The organism is Nannocystis sp. RBIL2 (assembly GCF_026626745.1).
GTDB lineage: Bacteria > Myxococcota_A > Polyangia > Nannocystales > Nannocystaceae > Nannocystis.
On record NZ_JAPNJW010000002.1, the window covers coordinates 4,231,488 to 4,257,398 of the forward strand.

A 25,911-nucleotide genomic window follows, 5' to 3' on the forward strand; every position below is an offset into this window, starting at 1 on the left:
GCGAATGACCGGACTCGACGCGAGCTTCCTTTATATGGAGTCGCCGTCGGTGTCGATGCACACGGTCAACCTCATGCTTTTGGACGTGTCGCAGGTACCGGGCGGCTACTCGTTCGCCCGGATCAGGCGGCTGTTCGAGCGCCGCCTCCACCTGGTCCCCCTGCTCCGGCGCAGGATCGTGGAGGTCCCGGGCGACCTCTACCATCCGGTGTGGATCGAGGATCCCACGCTCGACCTCTCTCAACACCTGCGACGGACGAAGCTGGCGCCCCCCGGCGACAGACGCGCCCTCGAGTCCCTGGTCGGCGAGATCCTCTCGACTCACATGAGCCGCGCCCGCCCGCTGTGGGAGATCACCTTCGTCGAAGGCCTCGAAGGGGACCGGGTGGCGCTCATCTGCAAGGTGCACCACGCGGTCATCGACGGCGCGGCGATGACCACAGTGCTGGAGCGGGTGATGTCCAGCGATCGGGACGACCACGACGTGGCGCCCCCGACGAGCACGTGGACCGCGGAGCCGCTGCCCGGCGCGCGACAGCTCGTCCTCGACGCGCTCCGCGATCGCCTGCGGAGCCTGTCCCGGCTGCCACGCCTCCTCGGAAGGACAGCGCGCGCCGGCGTGCAGCTGCTGCAGCGCACGCGCGGCCACAAGCTCTCGCTCCCCTTTGCCGGGCCCCGGACCGCGTTCAACGCCCCGCTCACGCCGCGACGCAGCTTCGCCACCGTCGACCTGCCGCTCGCGGACATGCTGGCCATCAAGACCCTGACTGGTTGCACGCTCAACGACGTCGTCCTCGGCGTCGCCGCCGGCGCGCTTCGGCGCTTCATGGATCACCACGGCGAGGTCCATCGACGACCGCTGCTGGCGAGCGTCCCGGTCGCCACGGGCGGGCTCGAGGACGTGCGCCTCAGCGGAAACAAGGTGTCGAGCCTCCTCGTCTCGCTGCCCACGGATGTCGCCGATCCGCTCGTGCGCTTGCGAGAGATCCACGCGCTCACGGAGGCAGCCAAGGACGCCCACGATCACGAGGTCGGCGGCTTGCTCGAGCAATGGAGCGAGTACGCGCGCCCCTGGCTGATACAGCTATTCATGAACCAGGTGCTGCCCCGCCTGCCGCGACCGCCGGTGAACCTCGTGATCTCGAACGTGCGCGGGGCGAGGGAGACACAATACCTCGTCGGCTCCGCGCTCGACAGCGTCTACCTCGGCGGGCCGCTGCTCGAACAGATCGGACTCAATCTGACGGTCTGGAGCTACCGCGACACGGTGCATCTCGCCGCGGTCGGTTGCCCCGACACCATCCCCGATCCCCGCCTCCTGCTCGCAGAATGCGAGCACGCGCTCGCCGAGCTCGTCGTCGCGGTCCAGCGCGCCGGGCCGGCTGGCGGCCGTCACATTCAGTCCCATGAATGACGACGAGACAGACGCCGTTCGGCGCGAACAGGCTCGCAGGCTCATCCTGCTCGCAACGGTGGTGGGCGCGTTCTACCTCTGCTGGTTGATGCTCGAGCCTTTCGTCGACGTGCTCCTGTGGGCAGGGGTGTTGACCTTGACCTTCGAGCCCGTCCACCGGCGCATCCTCGCGCGCGTGAGGCGGCCCGACCTGAGCGCCGGGTTGTCGACCCTGTTCGTGATCGTCGTGATCGGAGCGCCGATGAGTCTCGTGACGTGGGCGATCGCCCGCGAGATCGCGCCGGCAGTCGGGATGCTGCAGACAGTGTTCGGGCAGCTCCTCGACCCCGACTCCGAGCTCACCGGACCGGCGATGCGGTGGTTGGGTCGCCACGTCGACCTCGTGCAGATCCGGCACCAGATCAGCGAACAATTGCGGGCGCTCGGCATGCAGCTCGCCAACCGGACGATCGGCGTGCTCGGCAACGTGCTCGGCCTGTTCATTCGGGCGTTGTTCGTCGTATTCGTCACGTACTATCTGTTCCGCGACGGGAGGATGGTGCGCGACGCGATGGCGAGCGCGATCCCCCTGCACGACCGACAGACCCGCGAGATCCTGCGCCGAATCGGCGAGGTCGTCGGCGCCAGCGTCCACGGCGTGCTCGTCATAGCGACGCTTCAGGGCGTGCTCGGCGGCCTGGCGTTCGCCGTGCTCGGCGTGCCCTCGGCCATCGTCTGGGGGGTGGCGATGGTCTTCCTGTCGCTCATCCCGCTCGCCGGCGCGTTCGTGGTCTGGATCCCGGCGGCGATCTACCTCGTCGTGTCCGGCGCGTGGATAAAGGGCATCCTGCTCGCGCTTTGGGGGGTCCTGGTCATCAGCCTGGTCGACAACTTCCTGCGGCCCCGGCTCGTCGGCAAGCGGGCCAAGCTGCACGAGCTCTTCATCTTCTTCGCGGTGCTCGGCGGATTGCAAGTGTTCGGGCTGATCGGCCTGGTGCTCGGGCCGGTGGTGCTGGCGATCGCCCTCTCGCTGTTCGAGGCCTTTCGCCACCCCGGAGACGCCGCGGCCGCTCCCCCGCCGGAGCCGGCTCCGCTGCAATGATATCCGTGGTGGCATCACAAGACCATGGCGTCGAGCCTCGCATATACTCTCCAGGTGCTGGGCGTCGTCCTGGGCACCGCGGCGGTCACGAGCCTGGCCTCGCAACGGTTCGGGCAACCGCCCATATTCGGTCATCTGCTGGCAGGTGTCCTGCTGGGGCCGCACATGCCTTGGAAGATGATCGCTGGCCCCGGCGGCGACGCCCTCACGCACGCCATGTCCGAATTCGGCGTCATCCTCCTGATGTTCGGCATCGGCATCGAATTCAACCTGCGAAAGCTCGCCCGCATCGGCCCGTCGACGGGGATGACGGCGCTGTTCGTCGTCGGGCTGATGGTCTCGGGCGGCTACCTGGTCGGGCGAGCGTTCGCTTGGACCAGGGTCGAGAGCCTGTTCATCGGCGGGTGCGTCGCCATATCCTCGACGATGTTCGTCGCCAAGGCGTTCGAGGATCAGCGCCTCGGCGGGGAGTTCACGACGGTCACGGTCGCCATCCTCGTGTTCGAGGATCTCATCGCGATCCTGTTGCTCTCGGTGCTGACGGCGCTCGCCGCGGGCACCGGCCTGGCCGCGACTCAGTTCGCGCTGACCCTCGGCAAGCTGCTCGGTTTCCTCGTCTTGATGCTCACGGCGGGCCTGCTCGTCGTCCCGCGCTTCCTCCGCCGCGTCATCGGACAATATCGGGCCGAGTCGACGCTGATCGCCGGGATCGCCATCTGCTTCATTACGACTGCGCTGACGTCGGCCGCGGGCTATTCAGTCGCGCTCGGCGGGTTCATGGCCGGACTCCTCGTCGCCGAATCGGGGGAGGGCGCCCGCGTCGAGCACGTGGTTCGGCCGCTGCGGGACATCTTCGGCGCGCTGTTCTTCATCGCGGTCGGCATGTCGATCGACCCGTCGCGAATCGTCGCGCACTGGCTCCCAGTGCTCGCGCTCACCGCCCTCGTGCTCGTCGGGAAGGTCGCCAGCGTCTCGCTCGGCGCGGTCCTGTTCGGTAATGGAGTGCAAACTTCCGTGCGCGCGGCGATGAGCCTCGCGCAGATCGGCGAATTTTCGTTCATCATCGCCGGGCTGGGCATCGCCTCCGGAGTCACCCGCGAGTTCATCTTTCCGGTCGTCGTCGGCGTCTCCCTGCTCACGTCCGTGATCACCCCGTGGATGGTGCGGCGCTCCCAGGACGCCGCCGCGGGGCTCGAGGCGCGCCTGCCCGTCAGGCTGCGCCTCCTGATAGCGATCTACGTGGCGTGGACCCAGCGCCTGTGGTCCGCCCCGCCGGTGTTCACGGCGAGGGGCCGCCTCGCACGGGACGCGCTGTTTCTGGTGGTCGACGCGGTGTTGTTGGTCACCGTGCTCGCGGCATCGAGCGGGGTCCGAGATGCGCTCGAGGCCCTCGTGTCCCGCCGCCTCGCGCTTCCGGCGACGCTCGTGCGAGTCGTGTGGATCGCAGCGACGCTGCTGTTCGCCTGCCTGTTCTTCGTCGGTGTTCTCCGACGCAGCGCCGCACTCGCCCGCACCCTCACGGATGATACCGTGCGCCATCACGAGCTCGGCGCCCCGGAGGACCGGCAAGCGCCGTGGTCCGCGCTGACCGTCATGATCGAGCTGGCCGTGCTCTTCACCGTCGGCATACCGCTGGTGATCGTCTCCCAGCCGTTCGTCCCCTTCCGTTCGGGCGTGCTCGTCCTGGTGCTGGTCGTCGCCGTCCTCGCTCACAAGGTGTGGCAGGGCATCACCACGCTCGAGGAACATACCCATGCCGGCGCCGAGCTCATCGTCCGCATGCTGGCGCGTCAGGGACGCGAGCCCGTCGAGGTCGCCGAGCCACCGCAACCGGCGCGCGATCTGCCCTGCTTGGGACGGATCCGCCTCGAGGCGGGCAGCATCGTCGCTCGCAATGGGCTCAACCCATTCGACATCACGTCGCGCAGCGGCGCCAGAATCGTCGCAATCGAGCGCGAAGGGGCCGGTGCTCTCCTACCGCCGCCGCAACAACAGCTCGAGCCCGGCGACGTCCTCGTCGTCCTCGGCCCCGAAGCAGCGCTCGCGGCGGCGCGAACCATCCTCCACGCCGACCCGGAGCCTTGAGGCACGCCTGTTCATCGTCGAGCCGTCGCCATTCATCCAACCTCAAGTGCGACAGGTGGGGTTCCTTGTCGCGGCGGCCAGCTGGCTGGCGGCCTGGCGGCCGGCGCTGCAGGAGTGTCTGGACAGGCTCAGGGCCCCAAATGCGCGACCGCGCGATCTCCCGGTTGTCTCGAAAATTCGTCCCGATTTCGTCGCGGAATCGAGATTCCGCGTCAGTTGGGCCCGAAGCCGGGCTTCTGCTCAGTGGTGGCCGCCGGTGGCCGTTTGGTGGCCATGGCAGCGTAGAAGGCGGCCGCCTTCTCGGCATGGGTGTCCTCGTCCACGTGGATGTATCGCGCGGTGGTCGACACATGCGCGTGGCGAGCTTGTCCCTGGATGAGGGTCAAGGGGGCATTGTGCTCGCCCATGACAGACACGCCCGTGTGCTTGAACTTGTGGGGCGACCACACAGGGACCCCGGCGCGCCAAGCGCTGGCTGGTCCACACTCTTTGCCTTCTCGGCCTGCTCGCCTTCGGCCTCGCTATCACTTTCCTCTACATGATCGTCAGCGCCAGCGACAATTCCTTCCACTGGCAATACGCCCTCCCTTTCTCCACCGGTCTGATCGGCTTCGCCTCTCCACTGGTCCACTGGATCAAGTGGAGCGATGATTGGTTCCGCGAGCACGCGCGCGCCGAGTTCGCCAACCGCAAGTTCAACGCCGACGCCACCCGAGCCGCCTGGCTGGTCGAACTTCTGCTCGAATGGTCCAAGGAAGGCCGCGAGGCCATGCCCCCGGCCGTCGTCGAGAGCTTGACAAAGAATCTGTTCACCGAGACGGCGAGCGAGGCGCCCAGCCACGCGTCCGATGTCCTGCAGCGCTTCGTCAGCCGGCTCGCCAACGTCCGCGTCGACTCCGCCGGGGTCGAACTAGGGACCACGCGGGCCGCAAAGCCGACGAAGCCGTGACGGCCTCAGCCGGCTACGTAGTAACTGCGTCTAGCAGCTACACGCCGACCCGCCGCCGTGGCAAGGTGCGCTCGGCCAGCAGCGCTTCTGAAGTACAGCAAGGGCGAGGCTGACAGCCTCAGGCGTCGCCTCGAGCTCTTTCGCGATCGTCACATGGCTTGGCATCCTAGCGACCGTTCGGCCGCCCTGGTTCCGGCCTCTCCTCGCAGCCAAGTCCAGCAGGTACCCAGCGACGCGCACGGCGACGGAAGGGGTCGCGCGCGGTGACTTCGCCGGTCTCGTCGCGTTGGCGATGTCGTCGACTCGGAGGGCACGCAGTTTCGGAGCCCGGGTGAGCAGTTCGCGCAGGTCTCCGAGGGTCATGTCACCCTGCTCCCGCAGCAGCGCGAGGATCGACTCGCGACAGCGACGCTCGTACTCCTTCACGATCTCGTCGACCTTCATCGCCCAACGCCTATCACGCCCCGGTCGCAGTCACAAGCGTCGGCAAACCACCGCGTCGAGCGCCGGCGCCACGCGAGGGCCGCCCACCAGTAGGTTTGTGGCCAGCGCCGCGACGTTCGCGGCGAAGCCGGATGATCAACAAGCGCTGGGGTCGCAAGCCGGGGTGACCATTGTGTTGGTGGTTGGAAACACGGGTCGTCCGCTCGTGGACGCTCTCCGCGCGGTGGGCAACCTTTGGGGCATGCGGCCATGGTCCCGGCCTCTCCTCGCCCTCGGTCTAGCGTTCGGCTGCCAGCCGTCGCAGACCGACACGACGCCCTTCACAACGGCGCCACCGAACCCGGGTATTTCCGACCCGAGCACCAGTTCCTCGGTATCCGTCCGGCGATCTGCGTCGTGACGCCAGGGGGCCGGGGACCTACAAGGGAACCGGAGGCTGAATGTCGAAAGAGACCGATGAAGATCGTGAAGACCGCGGCGCGGTCGTGCTGCAACCTGAGCCGCCGGCGCGAGGGACGTTCGCGCTGCTGATCCCGAGCAACATGTATTGGCAGGCGAGCTCGTTCGGTGGGGCGCTGCGGCTGGACTTCCGGCCGATGCGGCCGAAAGAACGGGCTGGTCGCGGACGGGAGAAGGTCAAGCCATGAGCAGGGCGACGGAGGCGACGTGGCGCAGGCGGGTCGACGGCTGGAGCGCCAGCGGTGAAACCTGCAAGGAGTACGCGGCGCGCATCCGGGTCAATCCGCACACCCTGGGCTGGTGGAAATGGCGGCTGCACGCGGCGCAGGCCGATGCACGCGACCAGTGCGTGAGGGACGTCGGTTTCGTCGAGGTGACGCAGGAGGTCGCCGCCTCGGTGGCCGACGAGGCCGGCGTGCTCGAGCTCGAGGTGGCCGTGTCGTGATTCGGATCCGCGGGCGCGTCGAGGCCGACATGCTCGGCCGCGTGCTCGACGTGCTGGAGGCGCGCCGATGATCCCGGCGTCGGTGCGGATCTTCGTATGCATCGAGCCGCAGGACATGCGGCGTGGGTTTGATGCACTCGCGCTCGGCTCTCCGCCGCTTGCGGCGTGTCGGCACCGGCACGTCGACATCGCCTTCGACCGCCCGCTCCGGCAGCGGCGCCGATGGTCTGGCTCGGGGCGCACACGATCGGCACCAGCCGCGGCGGCGTCGAGGTCGCGCGCGTGTTCATGTGCGGCCTGGCGCACTGGTCCGCGATGACCCGGTCGCCGCGCTGGCGGAGTTCGACCGCGTGGGCCCACTCACGCGGGCCCACGCGCTGCGGCAGGTCGGTCGCGTCGCCGAGGCGCGCGCGCGGTGGGCCGCGCTGCTGGCCGCCCCCGGACCGCGGCGTTCGGCTCACGCGGCGGTGGGCGCGAGTTCTGTTAGGGTCGGCGATATGCGAATCGCCGCCGCTTCCCTCGCCTCGCTCCTGCTCGTGACTCTCGGCTGTAAGTCCGAACCTCCTCCTTCTTTCTGTTTCGCTGGATTGAAGGAGGTCAAGGACCCGGGCCTCGGCTTCGAGGGCGTCGGTTTTCCCGCAGGCGGCATCGCGTGCGCCTCGGAGGACCCCAGGGACAGCTCGTCCGCGTACGTCGCGTACCGCGAGGGCACCGCGGAGGAGGTCGCGGCGAAGCTGGTGGCGCACATGGCCGCGGCCGGCTGGAAGGAGCTGCCGCTCCCCGCGGCCACCGAGAAGGCGAACTTCGAGATGCTCGTGGCCGGGCAGGACCCGGGGATCACGAAGCTGTTCGCCAAGGACGGCAGCCAGGAGCGCCGCCTCGGGATCATCGAGAAGGGCGTAATTGTCCACATGCACAAGCAAGATTGCGCCCCGAAGCCGGGCGGCGCCGTGAACGACTGGTGCCAGTGACACCGCACCCGGCGCGGGTGGGTCACCACAGGTGGGCGTCGTGGTAGAGCGGGAGCCCCGGGTCCTGCTCGGGCAGCGGAGCAGGGGGCGGGACGGGGCGAGCTCGGCGGCTGTCCCTGCGTGGGTGAGATGCCAGACCTGCACGCCGCGTACGCGAAGGTGAACGGCGCCGGGCCCGGCAAGAAGAAGGACGGCCTACGTCGGCTCGGTCCGGTCGAGCGGCCGAAGATCGAGTTCGTGTCCGTTTCGCTCCACCAGAGCCCTGACGACGTCCAGGCTTTTCGCAAGGAACACTGGTCGATGCCGTGGACGCACGCGTTCGTCGGACGTGCGCGCGAGAAGGAAGTCATGGAGACCGCGGTCCTCGTCGACGGCACCGGCGTCATCGTGGAAGTCGGCGGTGCGCTCCGGCGCGAGCGCCTGCTGCCCACACTCGAGCGGGCGCTCATGCAAGAACGATCGTCGGGGCGTTGACTCGGCCGTATGGCCACGCCTCGACGCCGATTGCGTGGCGTGTTGGAGACGGTTCGTTCTTTCACGAAAGAATGCTCAACGAAGCGCTTCGGCAGGGCCGCCGAGATCGCCCTCGCGCAATCCGCGACCTGGTGGGCCCTGTTCCCCGCAACTTTGACCGGGGTCGGCCTCGCGGCCGGCCTCGCTACTACCGGCTAACACAAGCCCGCAGCACGCCGTGGCGAGCGTGACGAGGAGCGAGCGCTGGGGCTCGAGAGCGAGTACGGGGCCGCCCCAGGAGGCTCCTGGATTGGTGGCCATGTGGTGGCCATTCTCGGGGAATCCTGGTTCACTCCGGACCCACGCGTGACACCCGCGATCCCTCTCGAAACACCCGTTTGATGGAGAATCCGCGGCTTTCGGCGAGCGGGGGTGTTTCTGAGGGATCGCGTCTCGATTTTGTCGCGATCCGGGCAGTTTTCGATACAACCTCTCAAATTCGGACCCGTAGTGCGGTCTAGCTGGGGCTATACACCACATCACCAACGTCCGCGAGGACGGCACCATCCCCGCGGTCGAACCGAAGAGCTGGCACTTGCTCAACACGTTCCGCACCCAGGCGCAGATCGAAGGCGGCGCGGTGAGCGACCCGCCGGGCTGACACGGCAGCAGTCGCGCCGCAGCGGGTGGAGTCCGGTTCAGCGGTCGGCGGACTTCCACCACCCAAAGTTGGCGGGTGCCTGGGCCACTGGCTCGATGATCTCCCACGCCTCGGCGATCAGCCCGTCCTCGAACCGCCAGATGTCGACCACCGCGATCCCCGGACCGGCGCCGGGAAGCCGGCGCTTCGAGTACATCACGACGTGGTCGCCCGCGGCCAGCATGTGCCGGATCTCGACCTGCAGTTCGGCCATCGGCACCGGGCGCGCAGCGGCCAGCCATTCCGCCCGGGTCCGTGAGGTCGAGTCCGGCCGGTGGTGGACGAAGTCCGCTCTCAGCAGCGGTTCGAGCGTGTCGATGTCGCCCGTCTCGATCACCTTCGCCAGCGCCCGTTCGACGATGTTTCTGTTCTCCGTGGTCATGGGCGCAGTGTTTCCGCGGTCGCCACGGTTGTCGATGAACTCCGATTTCATGGCGCTCCGCTCCAGGACGAGTACTCTCGACCAGCGTGTACACGATCGGGGAACTCCTGCGGCAGTGGCGGCAGCGCCGGCGGCTCAGCCAGCTCGAGCTCGCGCTCGCCGCCGACGTCTCGCCCCGTCATGTCAGCCTGGTCGAGACCGGCAGGTCCAACCCGAGCGCCGACATGGTCCTCCGGCTGGCGAAGCAGCTCGGCGTGCCGCTGCGCGAGCGCAACCGGCTGCTGCTCGCCGCGGGCTTCGCACCGCGGTATGCCGAGCGGCCGCTCGACGACGACGCGCTGTCGGCGGCCAGGGACGCGGTCGGGAGGGTACTCCGCGCGCACGAGCCGTATCCCGCGCTGGTCTTCGATCGCCGGTGGAACATCGTGATGACCAACCGTGCCGTCGACCCGTTCTTCGCGCGCGTCGCTCCCGACCTGCTGCGGCCGCCGGTCAACCTGGTGCGGCTGGGGTTGGATCCACGGGGGCTCGCCTCGCTGGTCGTCAACCTGGCCGACGTGCGCGCGGTGTTCCGCTCCCGGATCACGCGCCAGCTCGCCGCCGCTCCCGACGCCGAGCTCCTCGCGCTCTACGAGGAGCTGCTGGCGTCCGACCCCGAAGAGGCGCCGGGCCCGACGGTCGAATCCAACGTCCTGATCCCGATGATTCTCCGCGTCGACGGCCGGGAGCTGCGCCTGTTCTCGACCATCACCACGTTCGGCACCCCGATGGACATCACGCTGGACGAGATCGCAATCGAGTCGTACTACCCGGCGGACGAGGAGAGCGCCGCCTACTTCACGAGGTCCGGCTGAGGGTCGTTCCGGGCCCGCCACGCGAGCGCGAGTCGATCGAGAGGCAGGTCGCGGGCGGCGAAGTCCTCCACGAGGCTGGCCGAATCGTCTCGGCGGCCATGGACGAGCCGCCGGACGAGGCGGGCGAGGCTCGAATCCTGCTCACGGCCATCCACTTGCTGCTGCTCGCGTCGGTGTTCGTCGCGCGACCGTCCCCATCCGCGAAGAATTCGCCGTCGAACGAAGAGCTGCAAGCACCCCCGCACGAGGTGAGCAGCCGGACGCGGCGCAGGTCGCCGAGTACGCGGTAGAGGTGTCCGAGGACAGCAAAGGGTCACCTGTGGTTCGGGACCTCGGGTAAAGACGCTGCGCGCCTGACGGGCGAACGCTCACCTATTTCACCGAGCAGGACGGCCTATACGGAAATACCATCACCAGCATCGTCCTCGACACCGCACATTCGGAGCTCGTCGCGCGCTCACCGGCTCCGGCGAGCGCCCAATGTCATCTCGCCAATGCGGCGTGCCAGTGGCCTCGGATCGCGGGCGCCCGGCGCCAGAAGCGCACAAATCACGCCGAACCGTGTACACCTCGGGCCCGGAGGGCTCCAAGAGGACCGCCCGATTTCGCGCATGGGTCAGCCAACGGCAAGTGCGGGGCTCAGACCACAAAGGACGTCTGTCCGCGCCGAATTTGCGCCTAAAACGCGCGCTGGCGCGCGGCGGGGCCACGATGACCGAAAAAGGCCGCGAATTTCCCAGGAGGAGATCTCCCGCGGCGTTCCCGCGAGGTCCGATCGACGTCCGAATTGGCGAAACCGCGAGCGGCCCACGGTTGCGACCTGGACTCTGTTCTAGTTGCGGGCTGGGTAAAACGCGGCGTCCACGCGCCCCCATCGGCTCGAATCAGCGCGGGCGATGCCGCCCATTCGCGGGGATGCGGTCGCCGGTTCACGGTGCCTTCCCTGGCTTCCATCGCCAGCCGTTCTCGTGAGCATATCGCCGTCGTCCCACGAACCCAGGAGATAGCGATGACTCGGAATAGAGTTCAATTTGCGTCGTTGGCTGCGATGATGATTGGTGCGATCGGTGCATTCGGATTGGTCGGCTGTACCGATACCGACGTCGACGAATCGGACCTCGACGGCGTCGAATTCAAGAAAGATGACGATCCGAAGTTCCCGTTCCCGGGCGAGAGCGTCTCGGCGGAGAAGCTGCCGTTCGTCGAGCCGATCGAGGCGGCCGAGGTGTTCGTCCAGAAGTTGCCCAAGGCGACCGAGGCCGGTGAGAACGTCGCGGTGCACATCAAGCTGGAGGAGCCGCATAACAAGGAGCTCAGCGACAGCCTGATCCGCGTCGTCGGCGACCCCAAGAACCCGATGATGCTGGTGCGCAGCGACGCCCTGGTCGAGCTCGGCGTGCTCAAGACCAGCCCCGGCAAGCAGTTCTTCACCGCCTTCGCCACGCTGACCGACGAGGAGCTCGAGCAGCGCGTGAAGGCCGAGGCGACCTTCGAGAAGTTCGGCGAGACGACCAAGGACCGGATCGTCTTCCAGGGCCGCAACCCGATCGCCGTCACGACGGGCATCAAGTTCGACATCGGCGTGTTCGACACCGGCGTCCCGGTCGCGCTCGGGCCCTGTCCGGTCATGCCGATCTCGACGCCGGCGCGCTGGGAGGAGGCGCTCGTCATCACCGACCTCGCGGTGGTCCGCGACAAGAACCGCACCAATGACGTGTGCGATCCCGGGCTCGACAACCCCAACGGGGTGTGGACATTCAAGCACCTGATGGAGGAGATGGCGATCGGCTCGGGCCTCAGCACCAACGACTTCGTCGTCAAGTGGCTGTCGACCTGGCTGACCAACCAGGTCGTCAACGACGACACGATCCCCGCGCGGACGCAGATGTTCCAGCAGGTGATCCGGCCGTGGGCCAACGCCAGCGGCGTCACCTCCTCGCTGGTGGGCGGCAACCTGACCCTCGGCGGCCCGCTCAACCTCGACAAGGCGCCGTTCCGCCTGTCCGCGATCGTCAACCGCATCGACCTCGGCAAGACCAGCAGCGGCGGCGGTTATTTCGGCGGCGGCATGCCGCTGTCCGCGGGCGAGATGCGCTTCGTGTTCGGCGTGCAGAACCTGAACGGCTGCAGCCAGCTGCCCTTCTCGGTGATCTTCGAATACGGCGTACCGCGAGAGGACTGTGCGGCGATCAAGGACTGGGCGAACCAGTGGATCCGCCTCAGCGACCCCTTGCTGCCGCGATTCTCGTCCTCGTGGCGCGCGCACCTGGAGAGCATCACCGAGAACGTGGTGCTCAACGGCGCCGCGCCGACCAAGGGCAACCAGAACGCGATCAACCAGATCCGGACCAACGAGAACGCGCTCAACTTCCATTGGGAGCTCCGCGAGTTCACGCTCTCCACCGAGGACGCGCTCACCGGCGTCGACACGCCGGCCGACGGCCCGCTGCTCCCGCACACCGTCGCTATGACCCCCGACGACAGCGTCTACGACGCGAACGCCGACGGCAACATCGACGACTGGACGCTGTTCACGCCGATGCCGCCGTCGGGCGCGCCCGGTGCGGTCCTGTCCGAGGTCTCGATGGGCGCGTTCTTCACGTCCGGCGCGAGCGGCAACACGGTCGTCGGGGACTGCAGTCCGGCCTTCGAGATGCCGCTCGAGGCCAGCGGCATGCCGCTGCGCGGCGGTAACGCGTTCGTGGCGCCCGTGACCCACTGGCAGATCGACGCCGCCGCCCCGAGCGATCCGCGGGAGGTCTGCGCGCGCCAGCAGTTCTCGGTCAACACCTGCAGCGGCTGTCACTTCGCGGACACGAGCACGTCGTTCTTCCACGTCAACCCGACAGTCGCGCCCGCGGCCCTCTCGGACTTCATGACCGGCACCGGCGCCGGCAACGTGCTGGCGGTGCCCGACCAGCAGTGGGGCCCCGGCGTGGCGTGGATGGAGTTCGCCGACCTCGATCGCCGCCACAACCGGCTCTACGAGATCGCGTGCAACAGCTGCGGCCGCAGGGTCGTGTTCCCGCACCTGATCGACCTGATCGTGGAGTTCAACGGCGTGGTCCCCGTGGACGCCGTCGCCGGCAAGGATTCGCCGTTCAAGGTCGGTCCGGTGAAGGGCCTCGACACGGTCAAGCAGCTGCTCGCCGCCACCGCGAAGGCCGACAAGGACGCGGTCACGCAGGACGTCGAGCTGAGCAACTTCACCGGCACGAGCCAGACCTTCGTGCACTGAGTTGCGCCGCGCGGCGCTCGCGGCCGACGACGCCGCGAGCGCCGGGGCTGCCTCGATCCGATCGCAGGCGAGCGCTCCGTGGCCGCAGCTCGCTCGACGACTGCCGATCGCGCGCGCAGCGCCGGCGGTCGACGGCCGGGCCGCGGCGCGCCGTCACTTTTTTGTGCAACGCTCGCGGCTCCGGCGGCATGCAGGGGCTGACCCATGGCGCACTCTGAGATGACGGCCACCCTGCTGGCGGACCTACGGTGGTTGCGGCAGTTCGCGCAGGTCCTGGCGCGCGACGGAGACGAGGCTGACGACCTCGTACAGGAGGCGCTCGTGGCCGCGTGGCGGCGCGGGCCGAACAGCGAGGGGTCGCTGCGCCCGTGGCTGGCGACGGTGGTGCGAAACCTGTTTCGCATGCGCCTGCGCGCCGACGCCCGACGCGAGCGGCGCGAGCAGACGATCGAGGGCCCGACGTCCGCGCCCGACCCCGATTGCGAGCTCGAGCGCCTGATGGTGCTGAAGATCCTGCTGAGCGAGATCGAGGCGCTGCCGGCGGACGACCAGCGGATCCTGATGCGTCGATTCTTCGCAGGGGAGCAAGCGGTCGACATCGGCCGCGAGCTCGGTGTACCGGCCGCCACGATCCGCTCGCGCCTCAATCGCTCTCTGAAGCGCCTGCGCGAGCGCCTGGACGCGCGCTGCGACGGTCGCAAGAGCTGGTGCGCGGCGGTCCTGGTCGGGCCGCCGGCGCTGCCGACGACCCAGGCGAGCGCGGCGACGAAAGGCGGCAGCATGAGCCTGATCGTGAAGGGGTTGCTGGTGGTGACGACAGCGGCGGCAGGCGTGGCCGGATGGGCGGTGCTGACCCGGCCGCCCGGCGAATCACCAGAGATGGTCGAAGAGACAGGCGACAAGACGACCGCGATCGCGGCGCCGGCGGCGACCGATGCGGCCGACCCACGGCGCGAGGCCTGGGAGCGGCGCAAGCGGGAGATCCGGCAGGTGCTGCCGGCGCTCCCGCAGCCGGCACCGACGCCCGCGCGGCCGAGCGACGGCCTGCGAGCGGCCTTCGACGCGTGCATGCGAGACCTCGGGGCGACGGGCAGCGGCGCGCTGACGATCGACTTGATGGAGATCGGCGCCCCGGACATCGGGACGATCTATGAGTCGGTGGAGATCGTGGAGTCGACGTTCCCCGATACGGAGGTGCTGACCTGCCTGACGGAGTCGATGCTCGGCTGGGTCGGCGAGGCGCCGACGGAGAGCTTCGAGCGCCTGTCCCGGAGCACGATGGTGCTCGGGGAGCCGGCCGACGACGCGGAGAAGGAGCGCCGACAATTCGAGGCGGTCGTCGGGGCGCACGTGCGCGAGATCCAGTTCTGCGAGAAGAGGGCGCCAGGCAGTCAGGGCCGGATGACGCTGCTGTGGACGATGGGCACGCCGCAGGACGACCGGCTGCGCGCGAGGACTGTGACGCCGACGCTGTCGGAGGTGCCGCAGGCGATCGTCGACTGCGCGGTAGAGCGGGGGCTCATCTGGGCGTTCCCGGCGAAGATGGCAGAGAAGTCCTACGAATACGCGTTCGTACTGCCGATCGCGGCGACGAAGGCCGGGCCGTAAAGCCCCGCACGTGCAGGGCTCGGGCCCAGCGCAAGCTACTCCTGCTCGCGGTGCTTCACCCGGGCTGGTGGATGAGCGCCCGCTCCGGGGATTGCGGACAGACACTGATCATGGGCTCGTCCGTGGATGCGGCTGGCCAGATAGGAGTGCCCAGCTCCGGCTCGTGCACATCGCGGGACGGCTCGTCGCAAGCGCGCGCCGCATGGGCCGAGGCGAGGGCTGACCCATGCCGCTCACTGCCGTGGCTCGCTCGGCGCGCCCGAACTGGCGAGCAGCGCGAAGCCGTCGTCGCACACCATTCCGCGTCCGCTCCCCGGTTGCCATCCCCTCGCCATCGCCGCCTGGATCAGCCGCGCCGCGAGTGCGGGTCGATTGAGGTTATAGGCGACGCCATCGACGAGGAGCCTGCCGTCGTATCCGCCCCAGCCCTGGCCCGCGGTGGTGCTCCCGCCCTCACCGTCGACGAAATGGACCCGCAGCGCGCCGCGGCGCTCGCCGTCCCGCCAGGCCGAGACGCGCTCGACGCAGCGGTGATTGCCGTCGACTTCCAGATGCCCGTGCGAGCGCGTCCAGCAGAAGCGTTCGCCGTCGATCACGAGTCGCCGTGGGACTCCCACCATGGCGAGGGTAGCCACACGCGACGCCGCCGGTCAACGATCGGCCCGAGTCGCTGCGATTGCCGAGGCCGTCGAGGAGGACGGATCCGAGCACCTGGTGCGTGCGCGTTCTTCGAGCTGAAACACGCCACGGGCCAGGAGCGAGCGATGGACACCGGCGGCTCCTCAGCCGGTGATCGTTCGCAGCAGCTCGCGGATCTGCTCGGCCTGCAGCAGCATGCCGTAGGTCGTCGCTCCGGGGATGGCGCGGACCAGCAGGCCGACGACCTCGCCCTGCCCGGACAGCAGCGGGGCGCCGCTGGTACCGCCGAGGACGAGGTTGGGGCGATCGAAGGCGACGACGCCGAGGCCGCGATCGTCGGCGACCTTGACCGCGCGATGCAGTCGCTTCGTCCGCGGAGCGCCGGCCCGCACCGATCCGGCGAGGAACACGACGTCGCCGGGGATCGGGTTGCGGGCCGCCAATCGCAGCAGCGGAAGCCCGTGGCGGGCGGGCAGCGCGAAGGCGCAGAGGTCGAGGGTCGGGTCGTCGCCGGTGGCGCCGGCGATCGCCAGAGAGCGGCCGGCGACGCCGGTCGGCGCGCCGTCGAAGGGGTCGGTCAGCTTCACCGACTCGACGAAGCGATCCATGAACTCGCCGGGGACGTCCTTCGAGAGGCCGCCGGCGGGGCCGAACAAATGCTGGCAGGAGACGAGCAGGTCGCGGCCGAGCTCGGGGAAGGCGAGCGGGAACGCGGAGCCGGCGGTGAACGGGCCGATCGCGGTGACGAACTCGGGCTTGTTGACGGCGCCGCGCTTGAACAAAGGAGCGCCGGGGTCGTCGGCGTCGTCCTCCTGTTCGGGCTCTTCTTCGTCCCCAAAGCGGGCGTACAGGCGCGGCAGGTGCTCGCGCAGCAGCTCGCGGGTGAACGTGGCGCCCTTCAGGCGATCTGCGGGCCAGGTCGACTGGCCTTCGATCTCGACACGGTGCGTGGGGCCCTCGAACTCGCGGCCCTGCGAGCGCTTGTAGGCGACGGCGGCGGCGCCGAGCATCGCCTCGCAGCTCGGGTGCTCCTTCAATGGATGGTCGGCGAGCGAGTCCGGGTCGTGGATCGCGGCCATGTAGACGCGCTCGCCCTGCCCGATCAGCCAGCCGCGGAAATAGTCGAAGCCGTCGTCCGAGCAGCCGCCCATGATCGTATACGCTGCCGCCCACAGCTCGCGGCGGCGGGCGGCGCCCTGGTGGGCCCAGTACCAGGCGTCGAATGCGGCGATGTCGTCGGCGGGCAAGTCGGCGAGCAGGTCGACGAGCGCGGCGGCGGTGCGGCGCGTGCCGGCGTCGCTGCGAGCCGCGTCGATCAAGTTCCAGAAGCGTGTCCGGTCCACCGCTGCTGCGTAGCCCGATACAGGCGGCGACACAAGACCCGACGCATTCCGCGCGGATTCGCCCGCGTGCCCGGGCGTCGTCCTCTCAATCGCGTGCTACAGCTCGAGGCGGAACCGATCGAGGTGCTTTTACTCCTCGACCACCCGATCGTCGGCCTCGACCACGACATCGGCGGCGAACAGCCCCGCCCGCACGAGCACCGGATCGTCCGTCGGAAACGTGATGGCCGCCTCGATCGGCCCGTGCAGCTCCAGGGCCTCGTGGATCAGCCCGCGGCGCGGGCAGCCTGCCACGAGCAATCGCGTGCTCGTGGCATTCGAATCGTCGGCGGAGCGCTGCCGTGAATCGCAGTGGAGAGTCGCGAGCGCTCAGCCGATATCGAGCTTCTTCATCAGTCGCTTGAGCTGATCGCGGCTGCGCAGACCGAGGAGCCGCCAGGCCTTCTCGCGGACCCCGCCGGATTGCTCGAGCGCCGCGACGATCTGCTCCCGCGTCAGGTCGCCCGGCTCGGTGCTCGGCTCCGGCACTCGCGGCGCGGCGCCGCGGGCCTCGAGCTCCGGCGGCGCGGTCAGGCGGCTGCCGACGCTGACCGCGATCGACCGCAACAGCAGCGCCTTCAGCTCCCGCACGTGCCCCTTGTAGGGGTGATGCGCGAGCGCGCCGATCAGGCCCGCGTCGGGCAGCGGCGTGGCGTCGCCGCCCGGACGTCGAGCGGCGAGGCCCTCGCCGGGCGCGTCGCGGAGGAGGTGGCGGACGATCAGCGGGATGTCCTCGGGGCGCTCGTCGAGCCCGGGGACCCCGATGGTATGGATAAAGCGGGCGCGGAGGTCGTGCTTGAGCTCGTCCGGGTCGCGGTTGGTCGCGCCGATGAAGCGGACATTTGCGGTGCGGCTCCCGGTCTCGCCGAGCCGCGTGTATTGGCCGCAGTCCATGACGCGCAGGAGATGGGCCTGATGCGCGTGCGGCAGCTCGCCGAGCTCGTCGAGGAAGAGCGTGCCTTCGTGGGCCTCGCCGAGCATGCCGACGCGGTCGGGCGTGCCGGGGTTCGGGTAGTCCTTGATGTTGCCGTACAGCTCCGCGTCGAGCAGGCTCTCGGGGATGGTGGTGGCATTGCGCGCCACGAGGGTCCGCCGTCCCGATCGCTGGTGGATCGCGCGAACGATCGGCTCCTTGCCGGCGCCGCTCGGCCCGTGGACGAGCACGTGCTCGGCCTGCGGCGCGACGAACGCGAGCGCGTGCCGGAGCTCCCACGCTGCCGCGGATTCGCCGACGATGCCGAACGCGTCGGCCTCGCCGAACGGGAACGGATCGACGCCCGCCGGCTCGCGCGGCCAGTCGCTCGGTCGGTGGGTGTAAAGCAGCGAGAAGCGGTCGACCGCAGTGACGACGTCGCCCGGTACGACCACCGCGCTCTCGACGTCGTGGCCGTTGACCTGCAGCCCGCCGCGCCCGAGCTGCTCGACGAGCAGCGCGCCGTCGGCGAGCGGGGCGATGCGCAGCTGCCAGCGCGAGACTCGGCCGTCGCGCAGGGCGCCCGTCACCGTGCGCTCGAACGGGCGCAGGCGCGTCAGGACCAGGGGCATCGCGCCGTCCTCGCCCGGCTCGACCGCGCGGCCGAGAGTGAACGGCCCGTCGACGCCCGGCGGCAGACAGGCCACCTCGCCGACGCGCTCGGGCTCCTCCAGGGACCACACGAGGGCGAGCGCCGGGGTCATCTTCTGCGCACCGGCGCCGGGCGTCCGCGGCGAGACGCGGTCGTCCCAGGTCGACTCGTGCGGCTCGCGCAGGGTCATCGCGGACGGCAGTCTACCCCACCTCTCGCGGCCGCAGCCGGACGCCCGCACGACGGCGCCGGCGCCGTCGCGCCGAAGCGACCGCTCGCAAGTGTGGGCACCCGCGGGCTCCGGCACAGCTCGCCCTCCGCGCCGCGAGACCGGGCAGGCGCGCAGGAGCTCCGCGAGCGCCTTCGAACCGATGGCGTGCTCCGGGCGCCGTTCGGCATACTGCGCCGTGGCGCGGCTTGACCAGCACCACGGACATCAACGCCGAAGCGGCGACGCTCCCGACGCTGGACTCGAACAGCAGCGAGCCGCCAGCGACTGAGGCGAGGGTACCGGACCGCGCCGCGTCGGGCGCGGGGCACCAGCTCGGCCGCTACCGGGTGCTGCGCGTGCTGGGCCAGGGCAGCGCCGGGGTGGTCCACACCGCCTACGACCAGACCCTCGACCGCGTCGTCGCGCTCAAGACCATCCGCACCGACCGCAGCACGTCGACGGGCGTGGGCCGGTTCATCCGCGAGGCCAAGGCCCTCGCCCGCCTGTCTCACCCCAACATCGTCCACATCTACGACGTGAGCACCTCGGGCGGCCAGGTGTTCCTGGCGATGGAGTTCATCCGCGGCCGCACGCTGCGCCAGCACCTCGCCGACCCCGGCGGCGCGCCCTGCTCCGACATCGTCGCGCTGTTCGTCGCGGCCGGCCAGGGGCTCGCCGCGGTCCACCGCGCGGGGCTCGTCCACCGCGACTTCAAGCCGGACAACGTCATGGTCGGGGACGACGGCCGCGTCCACGTCCTCGACTTCGGGCTCGTCCGCGACGCCCAGGGCGAGCCCTCGCAGGAGACGGGCGGCCGCGGCGTGTTCGACGTCGATCTGACGACGACCGGCTGCGTGCTCGGGACCCCGGCCTACATGGCGCCCGAGCAGCACCGCGGCGGCGAGGCCGACGCGCGCAGCGACGTGTTCAGCTTCTGCGCGTCGCTGTACGAGGCGCTCTACGGCCAGCGCCCGTTCGTCGCCGACAGCTACGAGGCGCTGCGGGCGGCGATGCTGGAGGGGACCGTGCGCCCGCCGACGCAGTCGCGCGTGCCGGCGTGGCTGCGAGACGTGGTGCTCCGCGGGCTGCGGGCTGATCCCACAGCGCGCTGGCCGGCGATGGAGCCGCTGCTGGCGGCCCTGGCCGCGGACCTCGGGGCGAGGCGCCGCCGCTGGCTGCGGCGGATCGGCCTGGTCTCCGCGATCGCTGGCCTGACGCTCGTGGGGACGCTGGCGACATTGCAGCTGCGGCGCGCGTGGCTTCAGGAGCGGGTCGAAGCCCTGGCGGCCGAGCACCTCGCCGGCGTCGAGGCCGAGCCGGTCGTCGAGCGAGCCGACGCGGCGTTCGCCGCGTTCGTCGAAGATCCAGCGCATCGAGGGACCCGCGCGCTGGCGCAGGCCTGGCAGCACCGGGGCGATCGCCGAGGCGCCGCGGGCAGGCGCGACGAGGCGCTCGCCGACTACGCCCGCGCCTACGCCGAGGCGTCCACGCGCGAGGACGCGAGCGAGGCGCTGCGACGGATCGCCCGCATCCACCTCGGCGGCTGGAACACCGCGACGTTCTCGCAGGTCGTCGCGACCTTGCCCGCCGAGCTCGACGATGCCGAGGCGACGGACCTCCGCATCGCCGCGGCCCTGCGCCGGCGCGACTTGCCGGCCGCGAACAGCTTCACCGACGCGTCCTCGTCGCGCTTCGCCGGGCTGCGTCCGTTGATCCGCGAGCTCACGCCGGGCCTGCCGGTGGGCATCGGCGCGAGCGCTGCGATCGCCTTGCCCGCGGGCGGGCCGTGGAGCGCCGCGATCGTCGACGACACGGATCACGAGCTCGTGCTCCTCGACCACCAGCTCCGACCCGGCCCCCGCTGGCGCTCCGACGCGGGGATCTATCTGGTGCAGGGCGACGCACCCTGGGCGCTCACGCAGCACGGCGACGAGGGCCGGCTGCTCGACGTGACGCGGCCGGAGCCTCCGCTGGCCCGCTTCCCCGCCGAGGTCCTGGCCTTCCCGCGCGGCATCGTCGACGCCGACCGCGACGGTCGCCCCGAGCTGTACTTCGGCTTCAAGTGGCCGGTGCGCGGGTTTCATGTCGTCGATCCCGAGGGGATGCGAGTGGCCCACGAGCCGAGTCACCGCACCGGCTCCGACCTCGAGGCGATCGTCGCCGCCGACCTCGACGGCGACGGGGTGCAGGAGATCGTGGCCGCGTTCGGGCCGCCCCGCGCCTTCGACTTGCGCGTGTTCCACGTCGATCACGCCGGCGAGCTCGAGCTGGTCGGTCGCCGGCAATTCGGCTGGGTCCGCATGCTCGGCTTGCTGCGGCGCCCGGACGGCACCCCCGCGCTGGTCGCTGTCCGCGACGGCCGCGGCGAGAACGTCGACGTGTTCCCCGAATCACCGCACTACGGCGAGGCCCCCGGGGTCTATTTGCTGCGCTGGTCCGGCGCCGAGCTCACCACCCTCGCCCACGCGCCTCCGCCCCACGACTTGCCGCTGATCGCCGAGGACGACTTCGTGATCGCGGACCTCGACGGCGACGGCCACGACGAAGTCGCGGTCCCGCTGCGCGAACCCGGCGGTGCCGCGCGCCACACCCTGCTCGTCCGGCAGACCGTCGACGGCGGGCTCGACCCGTTCGTGCTCGGCCACTGCGAGCCGCTCGCCGCGGTGCGCCTGGCCGCCGATGCACCACACCGGCTGCTCGTGGCAGACTCCGCGACGCGCGCCCTGTGGGCCCTCGGCGCGGGCGACGAGCCCTTCCCGCCGGTCGCGGCCCCGCCGTCGGCCTCCGTTCCGCCGCCGCCGGCGCTGACCGACGACCTGCTGCGCAAGCGCTGGACCCGTGCCGACGATCTCGCCGCTGCCGGCATGCCCGCGAGCGCCGCCGAGGTCCTCCGCGACAGCGCGTCCATGGTCGGCGACGAGGGCGTCCGCCGCCGCTTCCACGAGCGTGCGGCCGCGCTGTTCGCCAGCGCCGGCCAGCCGGCGGCCGCCCTCGCGCTCGACGCCGAGAACCTCGACGATCCTGCGCTCGCCCCGGACGCCCTGCTCCGCCGCGCCACGCTGCTGACCGACCTCGGCTCGTACCAGGAGGCCGCGAGCGCCGCCCGGCAGCTCCGCGCTGACCCGGGCCGCAGCGCCGCGCAGGAGGAGGCTGCCGCGGCGATCCTGGGGCGCCTCGCCTCCCTGCTCGACGCGCGCGAGGGCGTCGAGCTGCGCTTCGACGCGGCGACCCTGCCGGCCTGGCGCTTCGATCGCCCGGCCACCCTCCGGATGGATCCGGTCGCGGGCGCCCTGCACGTCGAGGCGCTGGCGAGCCAGGGCCGCCTCGCGGCCTTGCCCGTGCGCTGGGACGGCGGGCCGCTCGAGATCGAGGTCGAGCTCGACGTGGCGCGGGCCGAGTACAATTCGGCGCTGAGCTTCGCGCTGGTCGACGAGGCGGGACGGCCGCTGATCGGCGTCGACGTCGGCGGCCGCGGCGACCGCAAGTTTCGCCTCCACGAGATCGGCTGCCAGCCCGTCGGGCAGTACCGCGAAGTGTTCGCCGCGCGCCCGGTGTCCTCCGCAGCGACGCCGCACCGCATCGTCATGCGGGCGACGTTCTTCCCCGACCGCGGCGTGACCGAGTGCGTCGCGGACGACGACGGGCAGCGCACGCACGAGCCGCTCCGCCAGGCGACGCACCCGCGCCCCGGCCGTTACTCGCTCGTCATCGGCAACACCGACCCTTACGCGGAGAACCTCCTCGTCGCCGATCTCCGCCGCATCACGCTCCGCGGCGCGCGGCTCGACGACGTCGCAGCGGACACCTCCCCGGCGGCGCGGATCGGCCGGGCCCTGGTCACCGGGGACGCACCCGCGGCCTGGGCGCTCCTCGAGCAGATTCCGCCCACGGATCCGCGTCAGGCCCTGCTCGCCCTGCTCGTCCACGATGCGCTGGCCCGGCTCGTCGACCCCGCCGTCGTCGCCACCGCGCTGTCCGGCCTCGAGGACGCGGACCTGCTGCATCTGCTGCGGACCCGACCCGGCCTGGCGCCCGCCGTGCGCGCGGCAGCCGGGGCCCGGATCTTCCGCCCCCTCGCCGAGGCCTGGCTCCCGCTCGCGCGCCATCACTTCGACGACCCCGCGCTCCAGCGCGAGCTGCTCGCGGCGCTCGACGGGATCGAGACCCTCACCGCCGACGACGACGCGGACCGCCGCGCCCTCGGGGTGCTGCTGCACGCGCGCGCGAAGATCCACCTGCAGCTCGGTCGCCACGCGCACGCCCGACGCGACTTCGAGCAGGCGCTGGTCGCGTTCGGCGCCTCGCCGGACGCGCCGGGCGAGCCGCTGCGCACTGCGACTCACCTGGCGCTGGTGTTCATGCTCGTCGACGACGACCCCGACGCGGCGCTGGGGCACATGCTCCGGGCGGTCGCCTGCGACCACGCGCCCGAGCTCGCCCAGGACCGCCTGCGTCACGAGCCCCGGGTCGCGGCCCGCGCCGCCGCCGACCCTGCCTGGGCCCGAGTCTTGACAGAGGCGCCGCCGCCCGCGACCTGCGCGGGGCCGTCCGTCCGCTGACAAAAAGCGATAATCAATCCACGTGCTGTCCCAAGAGACATCACGTGATGTCTTAAAAGACATCCGACGAAGATCGTCGTCCGCGACGTCGAGGCCGGCGGATCCAGGCCGGGCAGATCTGGAACCAGCGCACCTATCAAGGCCTCTGCGTCCGTGAAGACGGCATCATCCGCGCTCGAACCGGTGAGCTGGCAATTGCTCGCCACGCCCCGCGGCCGCGCGCAGATCGAAGGCGGCGCCGTGTGCGATCTGCCCGGGTGAAGCCCCCTGCGCAAGTGCAAACTTGGCACGAGCGCCCCTGCGACTTTCTGCCCAGATCGGGCCGACCGCCAGGCGAATCTCATGACCCGCCCCCGATACGGGCGGAGAGGGCGCGGGCGGACGATCGGCCGCGGAATATGTCCGGGCCCGACGCGTGCGGCCAGCAATCAGCGTCCTCGCAGTGTCCGCGGAAGAGCTCGCCGAACCGTCGTCGGACTCGCCGTACAACGACGGAAGGGGCATTCTCGAGCGCGCGACCGTGCGCCGCGCAATTGACGGCGACGACGCTCCGCAATCTGCGAGGATTGACAGTGGGCGAGCGCCACAACTACGGTACGGTCAAAGGTTCCGGCGATCGAGCATGAGCCACCAGGTGCGGAGATCTTACGAACGCGGTGAAGTAGCGACTGGCGAGCCGAAGCACTTCGTGCTGGTCCACGGTGCGTGGCACGGCGCGTGGTGCTGGGCGACGACGGCGCGGCTGCTCTTGGCACGCGGGCACCGCGTGACCCCGCTCGACCTGCCCTCCCACGGCGCCGACGAGACCTCGCCGGCCTCGGTGACCCTCGGCCACTACGCCGGCCGCGTGATCTCGGCCGTCGATGAAATCGAAGGGACCGTCGTCCTGGTCGGGCACAGCATGGGGGGTATCGTCATCTCGACGGTCGCCGAGGCGCGCCCCGCCAAGGTCGAGAAGCTCGTCTACCTGTCCGCGTTCCTGCTGCCGAACGGCACCTCGCTGCTCGACGTCGCGTTGCAGGACAGCGACTCGCTGGCGACCCCGAACCTGTGCGTCAAGCCCGACGAGGGCGTCGTCGACCTCAACCGCGACGCGATCGCCGACATCTTCTATGCCGATTGCGAGCGCGAGGTCGTCGACCGCGCGCGCACCCTGCTCAAGCCGAACCCGCTCGCGCCGTTCGCCACGCCGCTCGCCCTGACCGACGGGGGCTACGGCAGCGTGCGACGATTCTACATCTCGTGCGCCAAGGACCGGGCGATCACCCCGGCGGCGCAGCGGTCGATGCTCGCGGCGATGCCGTGCGAGGCGGTCCACGAGCTCCACACCGATCATTCGCCGTTCTTCTCCCAGCCCGACCGCCTCGACGACGTCCTCGTCGAGATCGCCCGGGCCTGACGGCGGCCCGCTTCAGTCCTGACAGCCGATCCGCTCGTCGTCGAGCGCGACGTCGTCGATCCACGCGGTGAACCCCGGCGGCGACTCCTGGTAGTTGACCCAGCCGATGCGGACCTCGCTGAAGGCGTCGGGGATCTCCGAGCCCGCGTAATTGCCCGGCCCGTTGGCGATGCTGATCTGCTCGACGATCGCCCCGTCGATGTAGAAGTCGTAGCTCTGCGTCGGCCCGTCGATGTGCCACTCGGCGCAGTGCCACTGGTCGTCGAACTTCCAGTCGTAGTCGCTGCCCTTGCCGAACTCCGGCCCGTTGGGCTGCACGTTGTAGAGGTACTGGAAGTGATTGCCGTTGCCGTCGTTGTTCCAGCCGTCGACGTCCTCCTTGACGGTGTCGACGACGCGGACCTCCTGATCGCCGGTCGTCGGTCCCTTGCCGTAGAGGGCCACGAGCGTCGAGTGGACGAAGGCGTCCGGGACCGGGAGCGCGACCTTGTAGCGGATCCGGCCCCAGTGGCCGCTGCCGAGCGCGGCCGCGTCGTGGTAGATGCGGCGCTCCCACACCGGGATCGGGCCCATCTTCAGCGAATGAGAGCCGCTCACCGCCGCGTCGTCGGCGACGCCGATCGGGTCGCCGTGGCGGACCCAACCCGGCGGGATCGCGCCGACCTCGGTGTCGTCGAAGCTCTCGCACAGGAGGTACTTGCCGGGCGGGCACGGCCCCACGTCCGGCTCGCCCGTGCTGGTGCCGGTGTCGGAGGTGGAGGTGCCCACGGTGCCGGTCGGCTCGGCGGTGGTGCCCGCGGTCGCCGGGTCGGTGCTGCTGGTGCCGGGCCCGCTGCTCGTGCCGCTCGTGGGCTCGTCCGTCGTCGCGGAGGTCGCCGCGGAGCTGGTCGTGCCTCCGCCCTCGGTGCTGCCGCCGCTGCTGGTGACGTCGCTGCCGGTGCTCGCCTCGGTGTTCGTGGCGCTGGTCGCCGGCTGCGAGGTGCAGCTCGCTCCGCCGAGCACGACGGCCGTCATCACGGCTCGCCGAACCCATGACGACTGCGCACAAAGGCCGCTCACCCCACCTCGCTCGA

General features: G+C 70.4%; 21 protein-coding genes. 13 read left to right on the forward strand and 8 right to left on the reverse strand.

The window, feature by feature from the left end; translation table 11 throughout:
- Nucleotides 1-4 precede the first annotated feature (4 nt).
- The 3 genes from OV090_RS41745 to OV090_RS41755 are packed head-to-tail and all read left to right on the forward strand — an operon-like array spanning nucleotide 5 to nucleotide 4,580.
- Nucleotides 5-1,414 carry a wax ester/triacylglycerol synthase family O-acyltransferase gene (locus OV090_RS41745; protein ID WP_267710463.1) on the forward strand — a complete coding sequence of 470 codons (1,410 nt, stop codon included), beginning with the start codon at nucleotides 5-7 and terminating at the stop codon, nucleotides 1,412-1,414.
- Nucleotides 1,407-2,495, forward strand: a complete 1,089-nt coding sequence (locus tag OV090_RS41750) for an AI-2E family transporter (protein ID WP_267710464.1) — start codon at nucleotides 1,407-1,409, stop codon at nucleotides 2,493-2,495. The genes OV090_RS41745 and OV090_RS41750 overlap by 8 nt, the downstream gene beginning before the upstream one ends.
- A gap of 24 nt (nucleotides 2,496-2,519) precedes the next feature.
- Entirely contained in the window at nucleotides 2,520-4,580 is a 2,061-nt protein-coding gene (locus tag OV090_RS41755) for a cation:proton antiporter (protein ID WP_267710465.1), read from the forward strand.
- A gap of 212 nt (nucleotides 4,581-4,792) precedes the next feature.
- Here OV090_RS41755 and OV090_RS41760 read toward each other — a convergent pair whose 3' ends face one another.
- Nucleotides 4,793-5,029: a tyrosine-type recombinase/integrase gene (locus OV090_RS41760; RefSeq protein WP_267710466.1), complete on the reverse strand. Its 237-nt coding sequence runs from the start codon at nucleotides 5,027-5,029 to the stop codon at nucleotides 4,793-4,795.
- An 89-nt stretch (nucleotides 5,030-5,118) separates the two neighbouring features.
- Between OV090_RS41760 and OV090_RS41765 the strand changes: the two genes are divergently transcribed.
- Nucleotides 5,119-5,529: a hypothetical protein gene (locus tag OV090_RS41765; RefSeq protein WP_267710467.1), complete on the forward strand. Its 411-nt coding sequence runs from the start codon at nucleotides 5,119-5,121 to the stop codon at nucleotides 5,527-5,529.
- Between the two features lie 30 nt (nucleotides 5,530-5,559).
- On the opposite strand, the gene OV090_RS41770 is transcribed toward OV090_RS41765, so the two are convergent.
- The gene (locus tag OV090_RS41770; protein ID WP_267710468.1) at nucleotides 5,560-5,973 is read right to left on the reverse strand and encodes a helix-turn-helix domain-containing protein; all 414 of its coding nucleotides are present in this window, start codon (nucleotides 5,971-5,973) and stop codon (nucleotides 5,560-5,562) included.
- A gap of 440 nt (nucleotides 5,974-6,413) precedes the next feature.
- On the opposite strand from OV090_RS41770, the gene OV090_RS41775 reads away from it, so the two are divergent.
- The 4 genes from OV090_RS41775 to OV090_RS41790 all read left to right on the forward strand — a co-directional run bounded on the left by OV090_RS41775 (nucleotide 6,414) and on the right by OV090_RS41790 (nucleotide 8,322).
- Nucleotides 6,414-6,620 (forward strand): hypothetical protein, encoded by a 207-nt coding sequence (locus OV090_RS41775; RefSeq protein ID WP_267710469.1) that lies wholly within the window; start codon nucleotides 6,414-6,416, stop codon nucleotides 6,618-6,620.
- Nucleotides 6,617-6,877 (forward strand): hypothetical protein, encoded by a 261-nt coding sequence (locus OV090_RS41780; protein WP_267710470.1) that lies wholly within the window; start codon nucleotides 6,617-6,619, stop codon nucleotides 6,875-6,877. The genes OV090_RS41775 and OV090_RS41780 overlap by 4 nt, the downstream gene beginning before the upstream one ends.
- Before the next feature lie 497 nt (nucleotides 6,878-7,374).
- Nucleotides 7,375-7,848 carry a hypothetical protein gene (locus OV090_RS41785; RefSeq protein WP_267710471.1) on the forward strand — a complete coding sequence of 158 codons (474 nt, stop codon included), beginning with the start codon at nucleotides 7,375-7,377 and terminating at the stop codon, nucleotides 7,846-7,848.
- 159 nt (nucleotides 7,849-8,007) lie between these two features.
- Nucleotides 8,008-8,322, forward strand: coding sequence for a hypothetical protein (locus OV090_RS41790; RefSeq protein ID WP_267710472.1), 315 nt, complete (start codon nucleotides 8,008-8,010; stop codon nucleotides 8,320-8,322).
- Between the two features lie 677 nt (nucleotides 8,323-8,999).
- Here OV090_RS41790 and OV090_RS41795 read toward each other — a convergent pair.
- On the reverse strand, nucleotides 9,000-9,383 hold the full coding sequence (locus tag OV090_RS41795; RefSeq protein WP_267710473.1) for a nuclear transport factor 2 family protein: 384 nt from the start codon (nucleotides 9,381-9,383) through the stop codon (nucleotides 9,000-9,002).
- An 86-nt stretch (nucleotides 9,384-9,469) separates the two neighbouring features.
- Between OV090_RS41795 and OV090_RS41800 the strand changes: the two genes are divergently transcribed.
- The 3 genes from OV090_RS41800 (at nucleotide 9,470) to OV090_RS41810 (ending at nucleotide 15,083) form a co-directional block, all read left to right on the forward strand.
- On the forward strand, nucleotides 9,470-10,237 hold the full coding sequence (locus OV090_RS41800; protein ID WP_267710474.1) for a helix-turn-helix transcriptional regulator: 768 nt from the start codon (nucleotides 9,470-9,472) through the stop codon (nucleotides 10,235-10,237).
- 1,078 nt (nucleotides 10,238-11,315) lie between these two features.
- Complete coding sequence (locus OV090_RS41805) at nucleotides 11,316-13,475, forward strand: hypothetical protein (RefSeq protein ID WP_267710475.1); 2,160 nt, start codon at nucleotides 11,316-11,318, stop codon at nucleotides 13,473-13,475.
- A gap of 204 nt (nucleotides 13,476-13,679) precedes the next feature.
- Nucleotides 13,680-15,083: a sigma-70 family RNA polymerase sigma factor gene (locus OV090_RS41810; RefSeq protein ID WP_267710476.1), complete on the forward strand. Its 1,404-nt coding sequence runs from the start codon at nucleotides 13,680-13,682 to the stop codon at nucleotides 15,081-15,083.
- A gap of 233 nt (nucleotides 15,084-15,316) precedes the next feature.
- Here the strand turns inward: OV090_RS41810 and OV090_RS41815 are convergent, their stop codons facing one another.
- From OV090_RS41815 to OV090_RS41830, 4 genes are all read right to left on the reverse strand, one after another.
- Nucleotides 15,317-15,679, reverse strand: a complete 363-nt coding sequence (locus tag OV090_RS41815) for a hypothetical protein (RefSeq protein WP_267710477.1) — start codon at nucleotides 15,677-15,679, stop codon at nucleotides 15,317-15,319.
- A gap of 186 nt (nucleotides 15,680-15,865) precedes the next feature.
- Nucleotides 15,866-17,065, reverse strand: a complete 1,200-nt coding sequence (locus OV090_RS41820) for a DUF4240 domain-containing protein (RefSeq protein ID WP_267710478.1) — start codon at nucleotides 17,063-17,065, stop codon at nucleotides 15,866-15,868.
- A 129-nt stretch (nucleotides 17,066-17,194) separates the two neighbouring features.
- Nucleotides 17,195-17,359: a hypothetical protein gene (locus OV090_RS41825; RefSeq protein ID WP_267710479.1), complete on the reverse strand. Its 165-nt coding sequence runs from the start codon at nucleotides 17,357-17,359 to the stop codon at nucleotides 17,195-17,197.
- 75 nt (nucleotides 17,360-17,434) lie between these two features.
- Complete coding sequence (locus tag OV090_RS41830; protein WP_267710480.1) at nucleotides 17,435-18,859, reverse strand: sigma 54-interacting transcriptional regulator; 1,425 nt, start codon at nucleotides 18,857-18,859, stop codon at nucleotides 17,435-17,437.
- A 227-nt stretch (nucleotides 18,860-19,086) separates the two neighbouring features.
- Here OV090_RS41830 and OV090_RS41835 point away from each other — a divergent pair, with 227 nt between their 5' ends.
- Both OV090_RS41835 and OV090_RS41840 read left to right on the forward strand, forming a co-directional pair.
- On the forward strand, nucleotides 19,087-23,439 hold the full coding sequence (locus OV090_RS41835; protein ID WP_267710481.1) for a serine/threonine-protein kinase: 4,353 nt from the start codon (nucleotides 19,087-19,089) through the stop codon (nucleotides 23,437-23,439).
- Between the two features lie 634 nt (nucleotides 23,440-24,073).
- Nucleotides 24,074-24,838, forward strand: coding sequence for an alpha/beta fold hydrolase (locus OV090_RS41840; protein ID WP_267710482.1), 765 nt, complete (start codon nucleotides 24,074-24,076; stop codon nucleotides 24,836-24,838).
- 12 nt (nucleotides 24,839-24,850) lie between these two features.
- Here OV090_RS41840 and OV090_RS41845 read toward each other — a convergent pair whose 3' ends face one another.
- Nucleotides 24,851-25,855, reverse strand: coding sequence for a hypothetical protein (locus tag OV090_RS41845; RefSeq protein WP_267710483.1), 1,005 nt, complete (start codon nucleotides 25,853-25,855; stop codon nucleotides 24,851-24,853).
- Between the last annotated feature and the right edge of the window lie 56 nt (nucleotides 25,856-25,911).

What these genes read in the sequence shown, in the direction of transcription:
- OV090_RS41745 (WP_267710463.1), top strand. Translation starts at nt 5, where the DNA reads ATGACCGGACTCGACGCGAGCTTCCTTTATATGGAGTCGCCGTCGGTG.
- OV090_RS41750 (WP_267710464.1), top strand. Translation starts at nt 1,407, where the DNA reads ATGAATGACGACGAGACAGACGCCGTTCGGCGCGAACAGGCTCGCAGG.
- OV090_RS41755 (WP_267710465.1), top strand. Translation starts at nt 2,520, where the DNA reads ATGGCGTCGAGCCTCGCATATACTCTCCAGGTGCTGGGCGTCGTCCTG.
- OV090_RS41765 (WP_267710467.1), top strand. Translation starts at nt 5,119, where the DNA reads ATGATCGTCAGCGCCAGCGACAATTCCTTCCACTGGCAATACGCCCTC.
- OV090_RS41770 (WP_267710468.1), bottom strand. Translation starts at nt 5,973, where the DNA reads ATGAAGGTCGACGAGATCGTGAAGGAGTACGAGCGTCGCTGTCGCGAG.
- OV090_RS41775 (WP_267710469.1), top strand. Translation starts at nt 6,414, where the DNA reads ATGTCGAAAGAGACCGATGAAGATCGTGAAGACCGCGGCGCGGTCGTG.
- OV090_RS41780 (WP_267710470.1), top strand. Translation starts at nt 6,617, where the DNA reads ATGAGCAGGGCGACGGAGGCGACGTGGCGCAGGCGGGTCGACGGCTGG.
- OV090_RS41785 (WP_267710471.1), top strand. Translation starts at nt 7,375, where the DNA reads ATGCGAATCGCCGCCGCTTCCCTCGCCTCGCTCCTGCTCGTGACTCTC.
- OV090_RS41795 (WP_267710473.1), bottom strand. Translation starts at nt 9,383, where the DNA reads ATGACCACGGAGAACAGAAACATCGTCGAACGGGCGCTGGCGAAGGTG.
- OV090_RS41810 (WP_267710476.1), top strand. Translation starts at nt 13,680, where the DNA reads ATGGCGCACTCTGAGATGACGGCCACCCTGCTGGCGGACCTACGGTGG.
- OV090_RS41830 (WP_267710480.1), bottom strand. Translation starts at nt 18,859, where the DNA reads ATGACCCTGCGCGAGCCGCACGAGTCGACCTGGGACGACCGCGTCTCG.